General features: G+C 34.1%; 18 protein-coding genes. 12 read left to right on the top strand and 6 right to left on the bottom strand.

Annotation, left to right across the window (positions count from 1 at the left end):
- Positions 1-14 precede the first annotated feature (14 nt).
- From F0460_RS02535 to F0460_RS02500, 8 genes are all read left to right on the top strand, one after another.
- Positions 15-212 carry a hypothetical protein gene (locus tag F0460_RS02535; protein ID WP_150009967.1) on the top strand — a complete coding sequence of 66 codons (198 nt, stop codon included), beginning with the start codon at positions 15-17 and terminating at the stop codon, positions 210-212.
- Positions 213-287: 75 nt separating this feature from the next.
- Entirely contained in the window at positions 288-1,484 is a 1,197-nt protein-coding gene (locus F0460_RS02530; protein ID WP_150009965.1) for an NAD(P)-dependent oxidoreductase, read from the top strand.
- Between the two features lie 36 nt (positions 1,485-1,520).
- Positions 1,521-1,889 carry a rhodanese-like domain-containing protein gene (locus F0460_RS02525; RefSeq protein ID WP_150009963.1) on the top strand — a complete coding sequence of 123 codons (369 nt, stop codon included), beginning with the start codon at positions 1,521-1,523 and terminating at the stop codon, positions 1,887-1,889.
- A gap of 77 nt (positions 1,890-1,966) precedes the next feature.
- Positions 1,967-2,245: a DUF4834 family protein gene (locus F0460_RS02520; protein ID WP_150009961.1), complete on the top strand. Its 279-nt coding sequence runs from the start codon at positions 1,967-1,969 to the stop codon at positions 2,243-2,245.
- 80 nt (positions 2,246-2,325) lie between these two features.
- Entirely contained in the window at positions 2,326-4,770 is a 2,445-nt protein-coding gene (locus F0460_RS02515; RefSeq protein WP_150009959.1) for an LPXTG cell wall anchor domain-containing protein, read from the top strand.
- Positions 4,770-5,123 carry a fluoride efflux transporter FluC gene (locus F0460_RS02510; protein ID WP_150009957.1) on the top strand — a complete coding sequence of 118 codons (354 nt, stop codon included), beginning with the start codon at positions 4,770-4,772 and terminating at the stop codon, positions 5,121-5,123. Before F0460_RS02515 ends, F0460_RS02510 begins: the two co-directional genes overlap by 1 nt.
- Positions 5,124-5,200: 77 nt before the next feature.
- Entirely contained in the window at positions 5,201-6,055 is an 855-nt protein-coding gene (locus F0460_RS02505) for a hypothetical protein (RefSeq protein ID WP_150009955.1), read from the top strand.
- A 29-nt stretch (positions 6,056-6,084) separates the two neighbouring features.
- Positions 6,085-7,368, top strand: a complete 1,284-nt coding sequence (locus tag F0460_RS02500; protein WP_150009953.1) for a glycosyltransferase family 4 protein — start codon at positions 6,085-6,087, stop codon at positions 7,366-7,368.
- A 77-nt stretch (positions 7,369-7,445) separates the two neighbouring features.
- Here the strand turns inward: F0460_RS02500 and pstB are convergent, their stop codons facing one another.
- The 4 genes from pstB to F0460_RS02480 are packed head-to-tail and all read right to left on the bottom strand — an operon-like array spanning position 7,446 to position 10,760.
- Positions 7,446-8,192 carry a phosphate ABC transporter ATP-binding protein PstB gene (gene pstB / locus F0460_RS02495; RefSeq protein WP_150009951.1) on the bottom strand — a complete coding sequence of 249 codons (747 nt, stop codon included), beginning with the start codon at positions 8,190-8,192 and terminating at the stop codon, positions 7,446-7,448.
- Positions 8,182-9,039 (bottom strand): phosphate ABC transporter permease PstA, encoded by an 858-nt coding sequence (pstA, locus tag F0460_RS02490; RefSeq protein ID WP_150009950.1) that lies wholly within the window; start codon positions 9,037-9,039, stop codon positions 8,182-8,184. The genes pstB and pstA overlap by 11 nt, the downstream gene beginning before the upstream one ends.
- Positions 9,029-9,919 carry a phosphate ABC transporter permease subunit PstC gene (gene pstC, locus F0460_RS02485; protein WP_150009949.1) on the bottom strand — a complete coding sequence of 297 codons (891 nt, stop codon included), beginning with the start codon at positions 9,917-9,919 and terminating at the stop codon, positions 9,029-9,031. Before pstC ends, pstA begins: the two co-directional genes overlap by 11 nt.
- 1 nt (position 9,920) lies before the next feature.
- Positions 9,921-10,760, bottom strand: a complete 840-nt coding sequence (locus tag F0460_RS02480; protein WP_150009948.1) for a PstS family phosphate ABC transporter substrate-binding protein — start codon at positions 10,758-10,760, stop codon at positions 9,921-9,923.
- Positions 10,761-11,128: 368 nt separating this feature from the next.
- On the opposite strand from F0460_RS02480, the gene F0460_RS16095 reads away from it, so the two are divergent.
- Entirely contained in the window at positions 11,129-11,557 is a 429-nt protein-coding gene (locus F0460_RS16095; RefSeq protein WP_190304071.1) for a hypothetical protein, read from the top strand.
- A gap of 235 nt (positions 11,558-11,792) precedes the next feature.
- The gene (locus F0460_RS02475; RefSeq protein ID WP_150009946.1) at positions 11,793-12,632 is read left to right on the top strand and encodes a hypothetical protein; all 840 of its coding nucleotides are present in this window, start codon (positions 11,793-11,795) and stop codon (positions 12,630-12,632) included.
- A 426-nt stretch (positions 12,633-13,058) separates the two neighbouring features.
- On the opposite strand, the gene F0460_RS02470 is transcribed toward F0460_RS02475, so the two are convergent.
- Positions 13,059-14,591 (bottom strand): hypothetical protein, encoded by a 1,533-nt coding sequence (locus tag F0460_RS02470; protein WP_150009944.1) that lies wholly within the window; start codon positions 14,589-14,591, stop codon positions 13,059-13,061.
- Positions 14,592-14,678: 87 nt separating this feature from the next.
- A complete protein-coding gene (locus F0460_RS02465) occupies positions 14,679-16,271 on the bottom strand; it encodes a hypothetical protein (RefSeq protein ID WP_150009942.1) in 1,593 nt (530 codons plus the stop codon).
- A 1,452-nt stretch (positions 16,272-17,723) separates the two neighbouring features.
- On the opposite strand from F0460_RS02465, the gene F0460_RS02460 reads away from it, so the two are divergent.
- Positions 17,724-18,140 carry a helix-turn-helix domain-containing protein gene (locus F0460_RS02460; protein ID WP_150009940.1) on the top strand — a complete coding sequence of 139 codons (417 nt, stop codon included), beginning with the start codon at positions 17,724-17,726 and terminating at the stop codon, positions 18,138-18,140.
- Between the two features lie 530 nt (positions 18,141-18,670).
- A complete protein-coding gene (locus F0460_RS02455) occupies positions 18,671-19,159 on the top strand; it encodes a DUF6577 family protein (RefSeq protein WP_150009938.1) in 489 nt (162 codons plus the stop codon).
- Positions 19,160-19,277 lie beyond the last annotated feature (118 nt).

Raw genomic sequence — 19,277 nt, 5'->3', positions numbered from 1 at the left:
AAAAGCTAAAAATTATGAAGAAGCTACTAACAATATTGGGAATTGCCTTTTTAGCAAGTTGCGAATCATCAGACACCTGCCACTGCGAAGTGTTTGAAAATATTGGAACTGAAGAAAAGCCTCAATTAAGATACATTGGCAGTTTAGATGGAAATTGTGACGGCCAAATTAAAGAAGAAGAAAAGGTTTACCAAAGTGTAAGCTGTGATTAAAGATGTTCAACCGAACATCTTTTTTTATGTCTCCTTTATTTTTTATATATTCGCTAAACCTAAAAGTAAAGATATATGAAATTCGGAATTATCCGCGAAGGTAAAACTCCACCAGACAAACGCGTTGTTTTTTCTCCACAAGAATTATTATCAGTAAAAAACACGTATCCAACCGCCACATTTAAAGTAGAAAGTTCGCCGATAAGAGTATTTAAAGATGAAGAATACCAAGAATTAGGTTTCGAAGTAAGTAATGATTTAACCGATTGCGATGTGCTTTTTGGAGTTAAAGAAGTTCCTGTAGATCAGTTAATCCCTAACAAAACTTATTTCTTTTTTTCGCATACCATTAAAAAACAGCAATATAATAAAAAGCTGCTACAAGCTTGTTTACAGAAAAATATACGATTAATAGATCACGAAACGTTGGTTGACAAAAACGGCACACGTTTGATTGGTTTTGGCAGATATGCCGGAATTGTAGGTGCTTACAACGCTTTTAGAGCCTTTGGAATTAAATTTGAATTATTTAATCTTAAAAAAGCCGAAGAATTAAAATCACAAAACGATTTAATTGAACGTTTAAACAGAGCTTACCTACCACCTATCAAAGTTGTTTTAACCGGCAAAGGTAAAGTTGGTTTTGGTGCAAAAGAAATTTTGGACGGAATGAAAATGAAAGAGGTTTCTATTGAAAAATTTTTGACGAAAGAATTTGATGAACCTGTGTATGTGCATATTGATGTAGAAGATTATTACAGAAAAATTGATGGCACCGAAGGATCTTTTGAAGATTTTAAAAAGAATGCTTCAGCTTACGAAAGCGATTTTGAAAAGTTTTCTCAAGTTGCTGATATTTTTATTGCTGGACATTTTTATAAAGACGGATCTCCAAAAATATTAACAAAAGAAATGTTAAACCATGCAAACAATACTATAAAAGTTGTGGCTGATGTTTCTTGTGATATTGACGGACCAATAGACAGCACTATTCGTGTGTCTACAATTGCCGATCCTATTTACGGATATTATCCGCGCGAAAATAAAGAAGTACCTGTAGACCATCCGGCAGCAATTGTTGTTATGGCGGTTGATAATTTACCTTGCGAATTACCTAAAGATGCAAGCGAAGGTTTTGGTGAAATGTTTATAGAACATATTATTCCTGCATTTTTCAATAATGACAAAGATCAAATTTTAGAAAGAGGAACAATTTGCGAAAACGGTAAGTTAACAGAACGTTTTTGTTATTTAGAAGATTTTGTAAAGTAAAAAAGTAAATATAATTAATTTTAAAAGGATATAACTATGAAAAAAATCATTTTATTATTTGGTATTTTATTAAGCGGATTGTCTGTAAATGCACAAGAAATTGAAGCTGATGCATTAGCAAAAAAGATTGAGAATCAGCCTCTGTTGATTGATGTAAGAACTGCTGATGAGTACAAAGAAGGTTCTATTATTGGTGCATTAAACATAGATATTCATAATGATCAGTTTAGAAGATCATTCGAAACGTTACCACGAGAGAAAGAAATAATAGTATTTTGTCAAGGTGGAGAACGAAGCAGAGAGGCTATTGCAAAATTAAGAGAAATTGGTTTTAAAAATGTAACGCAATTAGTAGGTGGTTACGATCGATGGAAAAAACAAATGGAGATTAATAAATCAAAATAATAATTTTTAAGATTTCTATAAGAATTCGTTTATTTAAAAATAAATATATTTGAACATTATCTTAAAAACAATTAAAAATGGACCACGCGTCTTTACAAAGCTTTATTAAAACAATTTTTATAATAGTATTGGTTTACTACTTATTCAGATTTGCTTTTAAGTTTTTAGCACCTTTTTTATTGAAAAAGGCAGTAAGCAAGGTATCAGAGAATTTCCAGAAACAACAGCAGGCATATCAAAATCAGAATAATCAGCAAACACAACAACCCGATTTTGAAAGCGAATTAAAACAAAACAAAATACCTAAAGAACGTAAAAAAGTTGGAGAATATATCGACTTTGAAGAAGTTGATTAGTAATTAAGTCTTGCAATGCAAGACTTTTTTTTTTACCGTTTACCAAATAATAAGTACATTTAGCATCAAATTTATGTACTATGAAAAATTTTAAAAACTATGTGCCTCATATTTTAGCAATATTGGGTTTTGTAGTTGTTGCTTTAGCTTATTTTTATCCGGTACTTTCGGGTAAGCAGATCTTTCAGTCGGATATTGTTCAATACACCGGAATGGCTAAAGAATTAAATGATTTTCGTCAAACAAATAACGAAGAAACCTATTGGATTAACAATGCGTTTGGTGGAATGCCAACGTATCAGTTAGGTGCAAAATATCCACATAACTACATAAAAGAATTAGATTATGTTATCCGTTTTCTTCCACGTCCGGCTGATTACGTTTTCTTATATTTCATAGGTTTTTACCTGTTGCTTTTAACGTATAAAGTAAAACCTTTAAAAGCTTTTATTGGTGCTTTATTGTTTGGTTTCTCTACCTATCTAATAGTGATTTTAGGAGCAGGACACAATGCAAAAGCGCACGCAATTGCTTATATGCCGTTGGTTTTAGCAGGTGTGCATTTGGTTTTTAGAAAGAAATATCTCTTAGGTGGAATTCTTACAATGATTGCTGCGGCGCTGGAAATTTCGGCAAACCACTTTCAAATGACGTACTATTTACTGATATTTTTAGTAATTGTAACGATTTATTATTCGGTTCATTATATCAAACAGAAAGAGGTTTCCTCTTTATTAAAAATGTTCGGAATTTTTGCTGTTGCAGGAATTTTAGCAATCGGTTTGAATGCGACCAATTTAATGGCAACATCAGAATATGCGAAATTCAGTACGCGAAGCGATAGCGAATTAACCATTGCTCCAGACGGTTCTCCAAAAGAATCAACAAATGCAATGACGCACGAATACATTACCGAATACAGCTATGGTATTTTTGAAACTTTTAATTTAATGGTTCCAAGAATTACAGGTGGCGGAAACGGTGAAAACATTGGCACAAATTCAAATACTTTTAAGTACGTTTCTAACTTTTTACAATCAGAAGATTACGATCCTGCTCCGGCACAACAATTCGCAGACCACGCACCTACTTATTGGGGTAAACAGCCAATTGTTGCAGCGCCTGCATATATTGGAGCAGTTGTGTTATTTTTAGCTCTATTGTGTTTCTTCGTTGATAATAGAAGAGCAAAGTACTATTTAGGTGCCGGTGCAGCAGTTTCTATTGCATTGTCATGGGGACACAACTTCTTTTTAACCGATTTTTTAATTGATACCTTACCACTTTACAATAAATTCCGTGCCATAACTTCAATCCAGGTAATTGCCGAATTATGTTTCCCAATATTGGCAATTTTAGGTTTACAGGCATTTTTTAAAGCATCAAAAGAAGAACAATTCAAAGCAATAAAACTATCGGGAATTGTTTTTGCAGGAATACTTGTTTTATTGTTCGTTTTAAAAGGAATGATGGATTTTGAAGGATCGAACGATTCTTACTACGCACAAGTTTTTCAAGATGGCGGATCAGGTTTTATCAGTGCTTTAATTGACGACCGTAAAGCAATGTATACCAAAGACTTATTGCGCACATTATTATTCGTTGCTTTAGCTGCGGCGGTTTTATGGGCTTACAACAAAGAAAAACTGAATGCAAAAACAGCTGTAATTATTGTCGGTTTATTAGGCGTTGTCGATTTAGTTGCAATTGATACCAATTACGTTAACAAAGACAATTTTGTTTCAAAACAACAGGTTGAAAGACCTTTTCAGGAAACTCCGGCAGATCAGCAGATATTGTCAGATAAATCGCAGTTCCGCGTTTTTGAACAGCAAGGCGGTTTCAGCAGTGCGCGCAGTTCGTTCTTTCATCATTCGTTAGGCGGATACCATGCTGCTAAACCTAAAAAAGTTCAGGATTTGTTCGATTATCAGATTTCACAACAAAATCTGGAAGTTTTAAATATGCTGAATGTAAAGTACATCATCGGCAAAAACGAAGAAGGAGCCGATATTCCGTTGCAAAATCCGGAAGCTAACGGCAATGCCTGGTTTGTTAGAAACATTCAAAAAGTTGCGAATGCCGATGAAATGATGGCAGCAATGAAATCGTTCAAATCAAAAGAAACGGCGTTGGTTTACAATACGGTTACTGTGCCTAAAACAACTTTTACTGCTGATAGTCTGGCGCAAATTAAACTTACAAATTACCAGCCAAATAAGTTAGAATATCAAACCAATAATAAAGCAGATGGATTTGCTGTTTTCTCTGAAATTTATTATCCGAAAGGATGGAATATTTCAATTGACGGAAAACCAGCCGAAATGGTTGAAGTTAATTACACTTTGCGTGGTTTAAATATCCCTGCTGGAAATCATAAAATAGTATTTTCGTTTGAACCCGAAGTGGTAAAAACCGGAAGCACTATTTCGTTAATCACATCAATTATTGCATTGTTGATTGTAGCTGGAGGAATATTTTTTGCAACCAGAAATAAGAACGAAGAAAAAGTACAGAATATATAATGAATATTTTAGGATTGGCGATAGCCGGCGCAATTGGGACTGTTTGCAGATACGAGATCGGAAAGATCATAACGTATCAGCAATTTCCTGTTGCAACCTTATTAATAAACACATTAGGAAGCCTTTTATTAGGCTTTCTTTTTGTTAAGTACGCAGCAAACCAACAACAGTTATTCGTTGTTTTAGGAATTGGTTTTTGTGGCGGATTCACTACTTTTTCTACCTTTTCGTTAGATTTGTTTAAAATGCTGCAAGCCCAACAATATACAAGTTTTACAACCTATTTAAGTCTTTCAATTGTTTTAGGAATTGTCGGAGTTTTTGCAGGAACATATTTAGCCAGATTAGTTTAATCAGTATGAAAAATGTAGAAAAGGTATAATAAGTACTTTTATAATATTTCAAATTTTATACAATTTTTATTATAAGGATGAAAAAGAAAATATTGTTTTTAATTGTACTTTTCTGCTGCAACTCTAGCTATTCTCAATCAAATGACACAGAAGCCGCACTATATAATGTAGGCTTCGGTGGAATTACAGGAGCAATTGGTGCTGTGATAAATAAAAAACCTGAAGAAAAATTTGGTAAAGTTCTTTTAAAAGGGCTTTGGCAGGGAGCTTTGGGAGGATATGTTACTTTTGAAAGCAAACGTATTATTAGACACGCTTGGAAAGAAGAAGATTGGAAATTATATTGGACATCAAAATTTGTGAATGCGGCAGGCAATTCTATAAAAGAGAATGCGGCAAATAACAGATATTTTTGGGAACAATGGAATTTAACTATTGGCTTTAATAGAATTGAATTTCACACAAAAAATGAGTTGAAAGTTCAGTATAAAGTAATGCCAATTTCTGCTATTTATACTATTGATGCTTTCACTAGATTTAGATTTGATGCAAAATCTTCTCTAAATTATGGTCAATTTATTTTTAGAAGAAACGACCCATCTGGTAGTGACTATGCGTATGCTACAGCAGGACATATAACATTTAATGAAGCGTATTTATCACAGAGGTCTTCATTTAATCAAGTAATTGCCCATGAAATAATTCATATGTACCAAGCAGACGATTTCTTTTTTGTAAATAGTTTCTATCATAAGCCGTTAAAAAATATTTTTGAAAACAAAGAAACTTTAAAAAAGATAGATTCATACATTTATTATGATTTTCATTTAATACCGTTGAGAGCAACTTATTTGTTAGAATCTAAAAAAAGCAATTACTATGATAATTATCTAGAACATGAAGCAGGTTATTACTCGAACACGCTTAGATAATTTAATACCAGTTTATAAAAGCACAAATTATGAAAAAAGTACTCATCATAGCGTATTATTGGCCACCGGCAGGTGGCCCGGGTGTGCAGCGTTGGTTAAAATTTGTAAAGTATCTGCCCGATTTTGAGATTGAGCCTATTGTTTATGTACCCGAAAATGCCACCTACCCTATTATTGATCAGGATTTGATAAACCAAGTAAATAAAAATGTAACAGTTTTAAAGCAACCAATTAAAGAACCTTATAAACTGGCTTCGATATTTTCTAAAAAAAGTGCTACCACAATCAGTTCGGGAATTATTAAAGCAGAGAAAAAACAATCGTTTATAGAGAAAATGTTGCTGTATGTTCGTGGTAATTTTTTTATTCCCGATGCGCGTGTTGGCTGGGTAAATCCTTCGGTTGACTATTTATCAAATTATATTAAAACCAATGCGGTAGATGTGATTATTACAACCGGTCCGCCGCACAGCATGCACTTAATAGGTTTGGAATTGCAGAAAAGATTTGCTGTTAAATGGATTGCTGATTTTCGTGATCCTTGGACATCAATCGGATATCATAAAGAATTAAAACTGACCGATAAATCGGCTCAAAAACATAAAGATTTAGAGCGTTTGGTTTTAACAAAAGCCGATACTATTCTTACCACAAGTTTTACCACAAAGCAGGAATTTGCAGAAATTACTCAAAAACCAATTCATGTAATTACCAACGGCTACGATATTGAAACAATTGAAAAACCACCTTTAGATGAGAAGTTTACAATCAGTCATATTGGTTCGTTGTTATCAAAAAGAAATCCGCATATTCTATGGAAAGCATTGAACGAAATTTTGCAGGAAAATGAGCAATTTCGATCTGATTTTCAATTGCAGTTAATTGGCAAAGTAAGTTCGGAAATCATTGATACCATTAAAGAATTTCAATTAGATGCTTATCTGAATGTATTAGGGTATGTATCGCATACCGAAGCGTTGAAATACCAACGCAGCTCACAAGTTTTATTGTTGATTGAAATTGATTCGTTCGAAACCATTGGAATCATTCCCGGAAAATTGTTTGAATATATGGCTGCCGAACGACCTATTCTGGCTATTGGACCAAAACAAAGCGATGTGGAAAAGATCATTAAAGATACCAACGCTGGTAAGTATTTTAATTACGATAATTTGCAAGAAGTAAAACAATTTATTTTAGATTGCTACACCAACTATCAGCAGAATAACTTAAAAGTTCACGGTATTGGGTTGCAATATTTCAGTCGAAAAAAACTGACCGAAAAATTAGCCGGAGTTATTAAGAATGTTTAAAATAAAAGGAGTTTACCAAAAAAAAAGTAAACTCCTTCATAAACACATTTTTATGCGAAAAAATGAATCTTAAATAATTATCCAAAATAACCGCTGATGTAATTTGCCGTCATTTCGTTTTTAGGATGATTAAAAATTTCATCGGTTGTACCTTCTTCCTTCACTTCGCCCAAATACATAAACACCGTTTTATCGGCTATACGTTGTGCCTGCTGCATATTGTGTGTTACAATAACAATGGTGTATTTCTTTTTTAAATGCTTAATTAAATCTTCGATTTTCAATGTACTTACCGGATCTAATGCAGAACAAGGTTCATCCATTAAAATAACTTCAGGTCGTAAAGCCACTGCGCGTGCAATACACAAACGCTGCTGCTGACCACCCGATAAGCGTGTTGCAGGCATTTTTAAGTCGTTCTTAACTTCGTCCCACAAATACGCTTCTTCCAACGCTTTTTGCACCACCTCTTTATTACAAGGTAAATTGTTGATTTTTAATCCGTACGCAATATTGTCGTAAATACTTTTAGGAAACGGATTAGCTTTTTGAAAAACCATTCCGATACGTTTACGGATTTCGGTAACCGGAACGTGTTTGGAATTAAGATCTAAATCTTCCAAACTTAAAGTGCCGTTTATTTTAGCATCTGGTGATAAATCGTGCATGCGGTTAAAACTGCGTAACAATGTACTTTTTCCACAACCCGATGGTCCGATTAATGCTGTAATTTCGTGTTCTGCAAAAGCAACACTGATATTTTTTAACACCTGTTTCTCTCCGAAACTAATGTTTAGATTTTCTGCTGATAATTTAGTTTTCATTTTTTCTGTATTTATAACGAATATAAAATGCCGTAAGGTTTAATAAAAAGACAACAATAACCAATACTAAAGCGGTACCGTACGCAATTGGTCTTACTTGATCTATTGACTGATGCTGGGTTGACAGCATGTATAAATGGTAAGGCAACGCCATAAATTCCTGATTCAGATAACCTGTTGTTCCATTGATATAAAATGCTGCACCTGTAAATAAAATGGGTGCTGTTTCGCCCGCTGCTCTTGAAAGTGTTAATACAACACCTGTTAAAATTCCCGACATTGCAGATGGCAGTACAACGTCTTTTATGGTTTCAAATTTTGTTGCTCCAACAGCTAATGCCGCTTCACGTGTACTGTTCGGAATCCTTTTTAAAGCTTCTTCCGTAGTTGTGATGATGTATGGCAATGATAACAAACCTAATGTTAAACCAGCTGCTATCAACGATGTTCCAAACTGTAATGCCTGTACAAACAATGCCAAACCGAATAATCCGTAAATGATTGAGGGTACTCCCGACAAGTTTCTGATTGATGCACGAATGGTTCTTGTTAACCAATTGTTTTCAGCATATTCATTCAGATAGATCGCACAACAAACTCCGAACGGTATTGCAAAAAGTGCCGTGATCAATGTTAAAAGAACGGTTCCGATGATCGGAGTTAAAATTCCGCCTTTTGTCATTCCTGCCGATGGAACTTTCGATACAAATTCCAACGATAAAGACGATACTCCTTTCGATACGATTTCCCAAATAATAACAAATAAGAAAAAGCAGACAATAAGTGTGGTTGATAATAAAGTACCCCACTCTATTACCGATGATAATCTGTTGGTTTTATACTGCATGATATTTTCTGAATCTGTTAATAAAAAATTCTCCGACTAAATTTGCAAACAATGTCATAAAGAACAAAACTGTTGCAATAGCGTAAAGTGCATAATAATGTGTGGTTTGGTAAGGAACTTCACCCATTTCAATTGCGATTGTAGCCGTCATTGTTTTAACCGAATCAAACATTCCTGTCGGTATCAATGCGGCGTTTCCTGTTGCCATTAAAACCGTCATTGTTTCACCAATTGCACGACCAACACCTAACATTACCGCTGCAATAATTCCGGGTGCCGCAGCAGGAATAATCACTTTTCGCAACGTTTGCCATTTTGTTGCACCCACACCGTAACTAGCTTCTTTATAAGCATTTGGAACAGCGTGTATGGCATCTTCGGCAACTGTAATAATTGTCGGCAACGCCATAATTGCCAATAAAATTGCTCCGTTTAAAGCATTCAATCCGTTTGGTAAATCGGCAATATTTGCAATTCCCGGACTTAAAACTACAATTCCTAAAAATCCGATAACTACCGATGGTATCGCAGCCAACATTTCAATAGCCGGTTTTAAGATGTTTTTCAATCTGCTGCCTGCATATTCCGATATAAAAGCTGCAGTTCCAATTCCTAAAGGTATCGCAATAATCATGGCACCAAATGTTACAAATGTGGTACTGATGATTAAAGGCAGCATACCGTATTTAGGTGTTTTTGCAGTTGGCGCCCATTCCATTCCCGTGATAAAATCCAACGGTTTAATATCTAAAAAGAACGATATTGAATTGTAAACCAGCATGGCAAAGATTCCGCCCAATAAAGCCAAAACCAAAAATCCGGTGGTTTTAAATACGCCTTTAAATAGTATATCAATTGATATTCTTGTTTTGTATCTCATGTTACTTTTCTTCTATAATATAATACCCGTGCTCTTCGATCATTTTTTTACCTTTTGTACTTTTTTCAAAATCGATAAAAGGCTTTACTTTTTCCCATGAATCAGCCAAAACAAACTGATAAAGCGGACGCTGAAAAAAATACAGACTGTTGTTTATGGTAGCGGCATCGATTGGCGAATAAGCTGTCGAAGTTGCATTTTCTTTAATCTTTAGGATTTTGATTGCCGTATTTGCAGCCGGATCGTGTGCCACATACCCTGCACCTACATACCCAATTCCCGATTTATCTGCCTTAACACCTTCTAAAATCTGTGCGTTACCGGTCATTTCTTTTGCAGTGTTAGAAAATTCGATCTTCAGTTTTTTCTTTACAAACGAGTGCGTTCCCGAACTGCTTTGACGGCCGTAGATGTTTATCGGCAAATCGATATCTGTGATTTCAGACCAGTTTTTAATATCCCCTTTTAAGATCTTACCAAGCGTTTCCAAAGTAATATCTTCTAACGGTAAATCTTTATGAACAATAAAAGCGGTGGCATCTTCTGCAAAAACAACCGTTTTAACTTCGATGTTGGCTTTTTTGAACTGTTCGATTTCTTTGTCTGATAACGGACGTGAAGAATTGGCAATATCTGCCTGCCCATTTAATAAAGAAGTAATGCCCAAGCCAGAGCCTCCGCCGGAAATTGCTATACTGAAATCGGAATTAATTTCGGTATAACGTTCGGCTAAATTCACTGCCAGGTTTACTTCCGTGTCTGATCCTTTCATTTTTACCGAGCTGTTGTCGCTGCATGCAAAAAGTGAAAAAATACTAATAACAACTAAAAGTTTTTTCATAATTAGCTTGAATGTTTCATCGGCACAAAATTGATTTATTAAGATAAATGGAATGTTACACCTGTATTAAGCTAATATTAACAAATAACAGTTATGTTAATTTATTGTAAATACATTTTAAACCCGCTGTTAAGGCAACAATGTATTGATATTTGGTTGATGTTTTGGTAAAGTGGTTTTTAAAAAAGAGATGCGTTTAATTTCGGAGTTCGCATTTTAAATATTTATGGAAGTTATGCGCAATTACAATATATTAATCGCATTAAAATGCTATTTTATAAGGTTATACGAATTTTTTATAGTAAAAAATGATAATTGCGTATATCTTCGTGTTATAGGCAATGCTGTCAGTACGAAATCAATAGAATATGAACTTAATTTTCGCAAAACTTTACGAAGAATACATTAGAAAAAATTATCCTGCCAAATTTAGCATAACAATGTATATTAGTATTGTGTATTTTTTTCTGTTATTCGTTTTGCTTTTACCAATTAAGACCTTCATTGACAAACAAATATTTGACGACAAAATTCATTATGAGAAATCGTCAATCATGATTGTTGTATTTGGACAATTGACAATAATAACTTGTTTAGTCTACTACAAATACATAAGGAAGAAACACATTCAAACCCTAGTGAAAAAATATGAAGTAAAGAAAATAAACAAAACCTTACTTTATTTAATTGTTGTAGGAACACCAGTTTCACTTTTATTAATCGCAGGAACAATTACTGTATTTATTAATGGGGGAGAAATTTTAGGACATAGAATAGACGGAGTTTTTAATAAGTAAAAGCACTGCCTATAACAAGGATTTGGCGCAAATGGCGGGTTAAGGCGAAAATATGAAGTTTCGGCTTTATATTACGCAAAAAGCCAATTATATTAACTTTTTTCTTAAATTTATTCAATTAATTGGCTTTTGCTTACTGTGTCGCTAAATTGAAACTTTTCGCTTCAATTTCCGCCACTGACGCCAAGCCCCGAAACGTTATGCGGCATTCTAAAACGACACCGCTAAAAAGAAAATGAGTAGAAAAAATTGGACTGACGAAAAAATTATTTCTCGGCTTATAAATAATAAGACGGACAAATCTCGTTGGGAAAATATTAGAACTTTAAGACAACGACCAAGTGAAGAATTATTTTTACAAAGTGTCGAACTAACCAAATCGGACAACACAAAAATCAGAAAAATAGGTATTGACATTTTAGCTCAATTAGGTTCATCGCCAAGACCGTTTTTAAAGGAAACTCTTAAAATCTATTTTGAATTACTTGAAATTGAAACCGACCCAGACGTTTTAATGTCATTATTGTATTCTATCGGACACAATAATGAAGAACTTAACAAAGAGCAAATTGAGAAAATATGTTCATTCATAGACAAAGAAAATGGTTGGGTAAAAGAAGGTTTAGTTTCTGCGTTACTTGGAATTGACAACTCAACAGTAATTGAAACTTTAACAAAACTCTCATCTGACAAATTGAGCTATATCAGAAATTGGGCAACTTTTGGACTTGGAACTCAAATCGAAAGAAACAATAAAATTATACGAGAAGCTTTGTGGAATAGAGTTAACGACAAGCATCAAGAAACAAAACTTGAAGCAATTGTAGGATTAGCAAAGCGAAAAGACAATCGAGTAAACGAAATCATAAAACGTGAAATTATTGACGGAGAATATGGCATTTTACTTTTTGAAGCTATTCTTGAAATCAAAGACAAAGAATTTCTACCTTTACTTAAACAAAATTTAAAATCAATCAAAAGCGACAAAAACATAAATCCTGAATGGAAAAAAGACCTCAAAAACTGTATAAACGAATTAACAAAACTAACGACTGAAAAAAGAACAACCGCATAACAAGGGTCTATCTCATCGTTTCTATTTTTTTAATGGTTTCGATGATTGCTTCGCAGTTTGCAATAGTTGGGTGAATCCCGAAGGGTCGGGACAAGATCTGCAAAGTTCAACGGCAGTTCTTCGGTTCAACTTTTGTACAAAATTGAAGATTTTGCTTCGATTGCCCCACCATCGCAAAGCCCCGAAACGTTATTATTTCTGATGCAGTTCTATTAAACCCTCTAGCTTTTTTTAGTAAAAAACACCTGTAATCAGGGTGTTTTGTTTAAGGATTGATTTAACTTCGTCTTTCAACAAAAAGGCTGTTGACCCAATAAAGTGAACCGGAACATTTAGTATATAATTATGTAACCGAATGTTAACATACTAAAAATAATTGCTACTTCACAAAAAATTGAAATAGCAATCATTTTATAATTGGTATAATTATTCAGCCACAGCTTGTGATAAATTTATTATTCTGAAAAATGCCTGCAGATTTTGCAGCATCTGCCCTTCCAATCTAATATTTTTTTCCCTTATTTTATTTTTGTCTAGCTCATCATCAAAAAGTAGTGGTTTGATCTTTTGTACCAGTTGTTCAAATTCTTCCGTTGCTTCACCGGTATACCGTACTAATTGTAACAAAGTGTTGATATTTTTAGAGTTTGGTACGTAATCTAAATGATACAGAATATGTACCTGTAACATGTATATGAAGCACTTACGCAACTGCTTTGACGAGGTAACTAAAGGTTCTTTTGCTGAAAGTATCGCTGTATCCACAAAATTTTCAATTTTTTCAGATGAATATTTAACACCAATCATGTTCTCATGAAAATCTGGATCCCAAGTGTTCTGCCAGTGGATGGCTGGGTGATGTCCGGAAGTATAAATTCTGTTTTGGGCTTTGTACACTTTTTTATAAAAACCTTGTTGAAAATACACTTTATCCTGTATATGAAAGCGGTTGTGGGCAATTATTGCAAACCGTACCTCAGCATCTGCCGTTTCAACTTCTCTGATGATTTCATTTAATGCTCTTGAAACTTTATCTTTCGTAATCAACAACAGGTAAAAGCAGCGCACCGTTTTGTTATCCAAATAGCTTACTGTTTCGTGGAACAGGAATATTTCTTCGACCTCTTCATTACTTTGTAGCTGTTGTAAACGATCTGAGTATTCAAATGGAACTGTATCTTGTTGTTGCAGACTGACTATTTGTTTGTTCTTATCCAATTCATCAAATATCTGCAATACAATGTTTTTTATCTTTTTTTGTGCTTTTTTTAGTGCCTTTCCCCAGTCATCATAAATTCCGGCTTCTGAAAGACTTTGCTGCTCAATAAGGTAAAAAGTATCGCTGCTTTGTTTAACAAAGACCGATTTTAATAAAGGGCATATTTTTTCCATAATCAGCAGCCTTTCAGTTAAACTGTCTTTCTCATTTATCATACCCAGAAGCAAAAGTTCTACCGCTCCCAAATCTGTTGCGAAACCTTTAAGATACAGGTAACAGCTTCCTTCTAATTCATCTTTTATAAAATCATCGGTATACGTTTTTAACAACTGTTGTCTTTCTATATACTGTTCTTTAAATTTTTTAAAATATTCCCAGAAGTAATAATCCGAAGGCATTGCGGTTTCATCGTCTGTATACAGTACTTCTGCTTTACTAAGGTTTAAATGTATAAAGGGACTGTTGATCTTTTTATGTTTCGTTACGTCGTCTTCGTCCAACAATACTAACAGCACTTCTTCATCTGCAAAAAATACTGCCCTGTTTTGATCTGAAAAAACAGCAGCAGCTTCCTCTTTGTTTTTTACATACAGCCACAGTATTTTAATTTTTTCATTGCTTAGCGCATGACCATACCATGCGATGCAAAGTAACTTTTGACTAACCAGTGTTAACAGTCCGTTTTGTAGTTTTTTAGTGAAATCTACCTTTTTGAAAAATTCTTTTTTTGTTTCCATCATTTCTATATTTTAAAATTAATAGTCGGTTTATTGATTATAAGGTTTGTTTTAATGATCCTCAAAGCATTCCTCCCACCAAATGAATAGCTACGTTGCCGCGTGATTGTACAATTTTTCGCAAAGACACAAGGCTTTCGTAAAATCCAATTGATTATGTGTCGGCAGTCCGCCATCGGATCTGGGATAAAAAGACATCGAAGTGTTTAACAGATCGAGAATTTGCTTTACATCATCAGTCTGCACACATACGTCATAAACCTCCGGTAGAAAGGCTTCCAATAACTGCATAAGGTATTTGCAACTGTACATAGCAGGAACATACTGCACTTTCTGATATAAAAGCCCGAGTACCAAATGCTGGAACATACTTTTAAGAAGCAAGATATGTCCGGACTGGTAGACAAGATTTTTCTGCTGAAATGCGATAAACCAGGGAGAAACATAGGTTAGTCGTTCGTTCCAATACTGCTTTTGTAATTGCTTTATATCAAGCGTACTGTTAGTTTTGAGCACATTATCGTTAATGGTAAGGTTGTTTCTCAGGTGCAGTAAATTTTGAGGTATAATAAATTCTTTAAAGAACAATTGAAACCTGTTGCAATTATTTTGCAGCCACTCCAAGGTATGTATCACACAGAATACTTCTACCCTTCCTTTGAAATAATGGGATACTTTGTGCGCTAATACATCGTGTTGCTGTATTCGCAGTGCAGGAGCTATCAGCAGCAGATTGAATTTGTAAGTATTGTCTGAATCCGGTTTAATGGATCTATTTGTACTTAACAGATAAACAGCATCTATCTTATAACAATTGGTTAGAAAAGAAACCAGTTGTTTCAGCAGTACCGATTCTTCCCGCACCGTATACGGGACTTGACTTTCAAGCCTTTTGATATAAAACTTATTTAAACTCTTAAAACAACCTGTCTGAAGTTCCACTACCCTTTTTGTTATCTTCTCTATCAAACTTTCATGGGAATGCCTGATTAGATATTCAGATTGATCGTTAAAGGATACCGTTTTTATTTTAGCAATCCGTTTTAAATTTTTAGAAAGTTCGGGATAATACACGTCGACAAAACCAGTGAATTCCTGCTCATTAAAATCCTGATGCACCGATTTTGGAAGCAGTATATTTTTAAGTACATCTATATAATAAGAAAAGGTTTCGAGTAACGCTATATGAGCCGCCTGATATAACTGCTGCTTCACCAACGGTTCTACAAGCATTACTACAGCTTCCTTTACACGATGCTCAACAGCCTTGATATGATTTGCAAAAAGTGCTGATGCTTTTTGTTTATCGTTACCGTAGAAATTCTGAAACAGGCTGTTCCACCGTTTTGGCTGATCGGCATACACTATAAAACAAGGTTGTAAATGCAGTTGCAGAAAACTAAAATGTAACTGTGAATGGTGCGGTGCCACCGTATGGTAGTTTACGCTTATCAAGGTATCGTGCCGTGTTAAAGCATCCAACACCTTTATCTGGCTGTGTAAGCCTGCAAGGGTATCTCCATCGGTATCTTTAGCTACAACCAATGTGAGCAGTTTAAGGCTGCTGTTGGCAATTGGAGTATAGAACACCATATAAACATTAGAAATTCTTATAGCGTTTAAGATGAACTGTTTTAACGAATCATTGATTTCGGTGGGAATTGTGTGGTTTGAACTTTTCATACTAACAGATTTAAAGTTGAATAAGTCAAAATTGCATAACTGTTTTTGTGTACCGTACTATGCAGTAATGTATTGTACCACGATGGTGTAGTAAAATACCGAAAGTAGATTATGCGTGTGTTTTTAGTACCACACATGAGAAGCTCGATTCGAGTAACGGAGCGCATCGAGAAGTTTGCTTTCTTCTTTTGAAAGATCAAAAGAAACAAAAATCTTTTGTTTTGTATGATCAATTATCTATTTTACATTTTGAAATCATGAATCTCCGATTTCTTGCCTATCCTTAAAACGGTCAACTTTATTTTTCTAAAAGGAAATCAAATAATCGCTCCCGTTGGTCGTATTTGATTTTTACCTTAATTACGTCCAGACTTTATTTTATAGTTTGGAAGCCGTGAACCTTGCGGTTTCAAAATATTGACGCTCGTTTTAAGGATAATGGCGCTTTGATTTGCCTAACTAGTCATTTCAGTTTTTTATTTAAATCCTGATGATGAATTTATACGGAAAGCACCTTTGAAGCTACTACGTCGAAACCATCGCGTCGCTCGCCGATGTACTTTCGCTTCATTCAGTGTGTCGACACTTCCCGATTCTGGAGACAGGCTGATGAAAAATGCATACCGCTGGTTTATACAACTTCTTCTGTTTTTATAGATTGTTCTGCATAAATTTTCTGTTATTTGTACAATTAAGTATAGGCATTATTTTAAAGCCTGAAAGCTGTGAATCATAGCTTATTCAGTTGAGAAATATCATTTCGAGAAGTTTATCTTCTTCTTTTGAAAGATCAAAAGAAACAAAAATCTTTCATTGCGGTGCATTTTTAATCGGTCGAATTACACCTTTGAAGCTACTACATCGAAACCATCGCTTCGCTCGCCGATGTACTTTCGCTTCATTCAGTGTGTCGACACTTCCCGATTCTCGGGACAGGCTGATGAAAAATGCATACCGCTGGTTTATACAACTTCTTCTGTTTTATAGATTGTTCTGCATAAATTTTCTGTCATTTGTACTATACGTATAGGTATTATTTTTAAAGCCTGAAAGCTGTGAATCATAGCTTATTCGATCGAGAACTATCATTTCGAGTAAAGTACTATATCGAGAAGTTTATCTTCTTCTTTTGAAAGATCAAAAGAAACAAAAATCTTTTTTCTTGCCGCGGGTTAAAAGCGGTTAAATATTGTCTTACAAGCTAACTATATCGAATCGTCGCTTTGCTCCCCGATTAGTTTACGCTTGTTTCAACAATTTAACCTACGCTTTTAATCCAATGGCGCTTTGATTCTCCTAACTAGTCAGCTCAGTTTTTTTTAAAAATCCTAAATGACTCTGTAATTAGTTACCACAGAATCTGAGCGCATTATATAGCCATGCTGACTGCAGCATAGTTTTTTATTATTAAAAAAATCAGTATATTTGAATTTATCAAAATACTGAGGACTTATGGAAACTACAAGCAAAAAGCATTTAGGACGCAACATCAGCCGCATACGCGAAATGAAAGGAATGAAACAAGAAACACTTGCCGAGATTCTGGGTATCAGCCAACAAAAAATGTCGGTAATAGAAAATACAGAAGAATTAGACGATGCCAAGCTTAACGAAATTGCCAAAGCATTGGACGTACCTGCAAACGCTATTAAAGAGTATTCGGACGAAAGAATGATTAATTTTGTAAATAATTTTTATGATAACAGTTTATCAAATAGCCAGGGAGCAATATTTTCTCCTTCTAATTGTACCTTCAATCCGTTAGACAAGCTTGTTGAAGCGTATGATGAAAACAAGAAATTATACGAACGCCTTTTACAGGCAGAAAAAGAGAAAACCACCTATTTGGAGCAATTGTTAAAAAAATAAGAATTACTCAATTAAAGAATCATATTATAAAAAGTAAAAAAATCGGCTATTTCACAAGGAGATAGCCGATTTTTCTATTTATAAGCATTTTAACCGAAAATGTGTTTCATGCATTAAGGTAGGCTTTGCCATACTGTATCTATTTAGTATCCTCGCTGTTGATATTTAGAAAATATTTCGGTGGAGCGTTTTAAGGGAAATATGTCTTATTTTATAGAAATGTGTTAAAATGCAGCTTTATCAAAATATAGACATATGTGGTGCAAAGAAATTAAAATATTTTTTGGTCTTTATTTATCATTTTCAACACAATTTATCACCTAAAAAAATCGATGTTGGTGCGTATCTATATTTTTATATAACAATCCAATCCCTATATGCATAGATGAGATATAATGTATGATTTGTCCCATTAATTCACTGAAAAAGAAACATAAAATATAAATTAACTTTCGGCAATAAAACTAATTTACTGCCAAAGCTTAATTATCAAAATAAAAGTAGTAACTTTCAAAAATTTGATAACAAAAGTGACAAACAGGATAGAAAATACAATTGAGGGTTATTTCAAATCAAACACACAATTGTCCAGAGAAAAACTAGTTAGTTTAATAAATAAAGACTTCCCACGGCTATCGCTTGGCACAATAACCGTTTACCTATCCAAACTTAAAAAAGCTGGTGTTATCAACAATCCGGCAAGAGGTATTTACTCAATTTCGAATAAGCAAATCTTCAATCCGGAAATAAATCAAAACCTAAAAAAAATATACAACAAAATCCAAAAAGACTTTCCTTTGATTGAAATATGTGTGTGGAATACAAACTGGTTAAGCGATCTCATGAAATACCCAACTTTTAGAAATTTCACCATCATTGAAGTTGATAAAGAGGCAGAGGGGCAAGTTTTTAAGGCAGTAAACGAATGGACTAAAAATGTGTACTTCAATCCCAATGAAGAGATAGTGGAAAGATACATTAGCACAAACATAGAAGAAGTAACAATTATTAAAATGTAAATCGTCAGCAAAAAGTAGACATTTTATAAAAGAAACTAAAGGAGTGTTTTCATAAAAAAATGTAACTTTAATTATGGCAACACCAAAAAAGAAATCAGCAGAGAATTTTGTAAAGGAC

Origin of the sequence: Paenimyroides baculatum (genome assembly GCF_008629655.1) — a bacterium.
Taxonomy (GTDB): Bacteria; Bacteroidota; Bacteroidia; order Flavobacteriales; family Flavobacteriaceae; genus Flavobacterium; species Flavobacterium baculatum.
The sequence above is the reverse complement of the archived record's forward strand: the minus strand, read 5'-3'. Positions and strand labels throughout refer to the sequence as shown.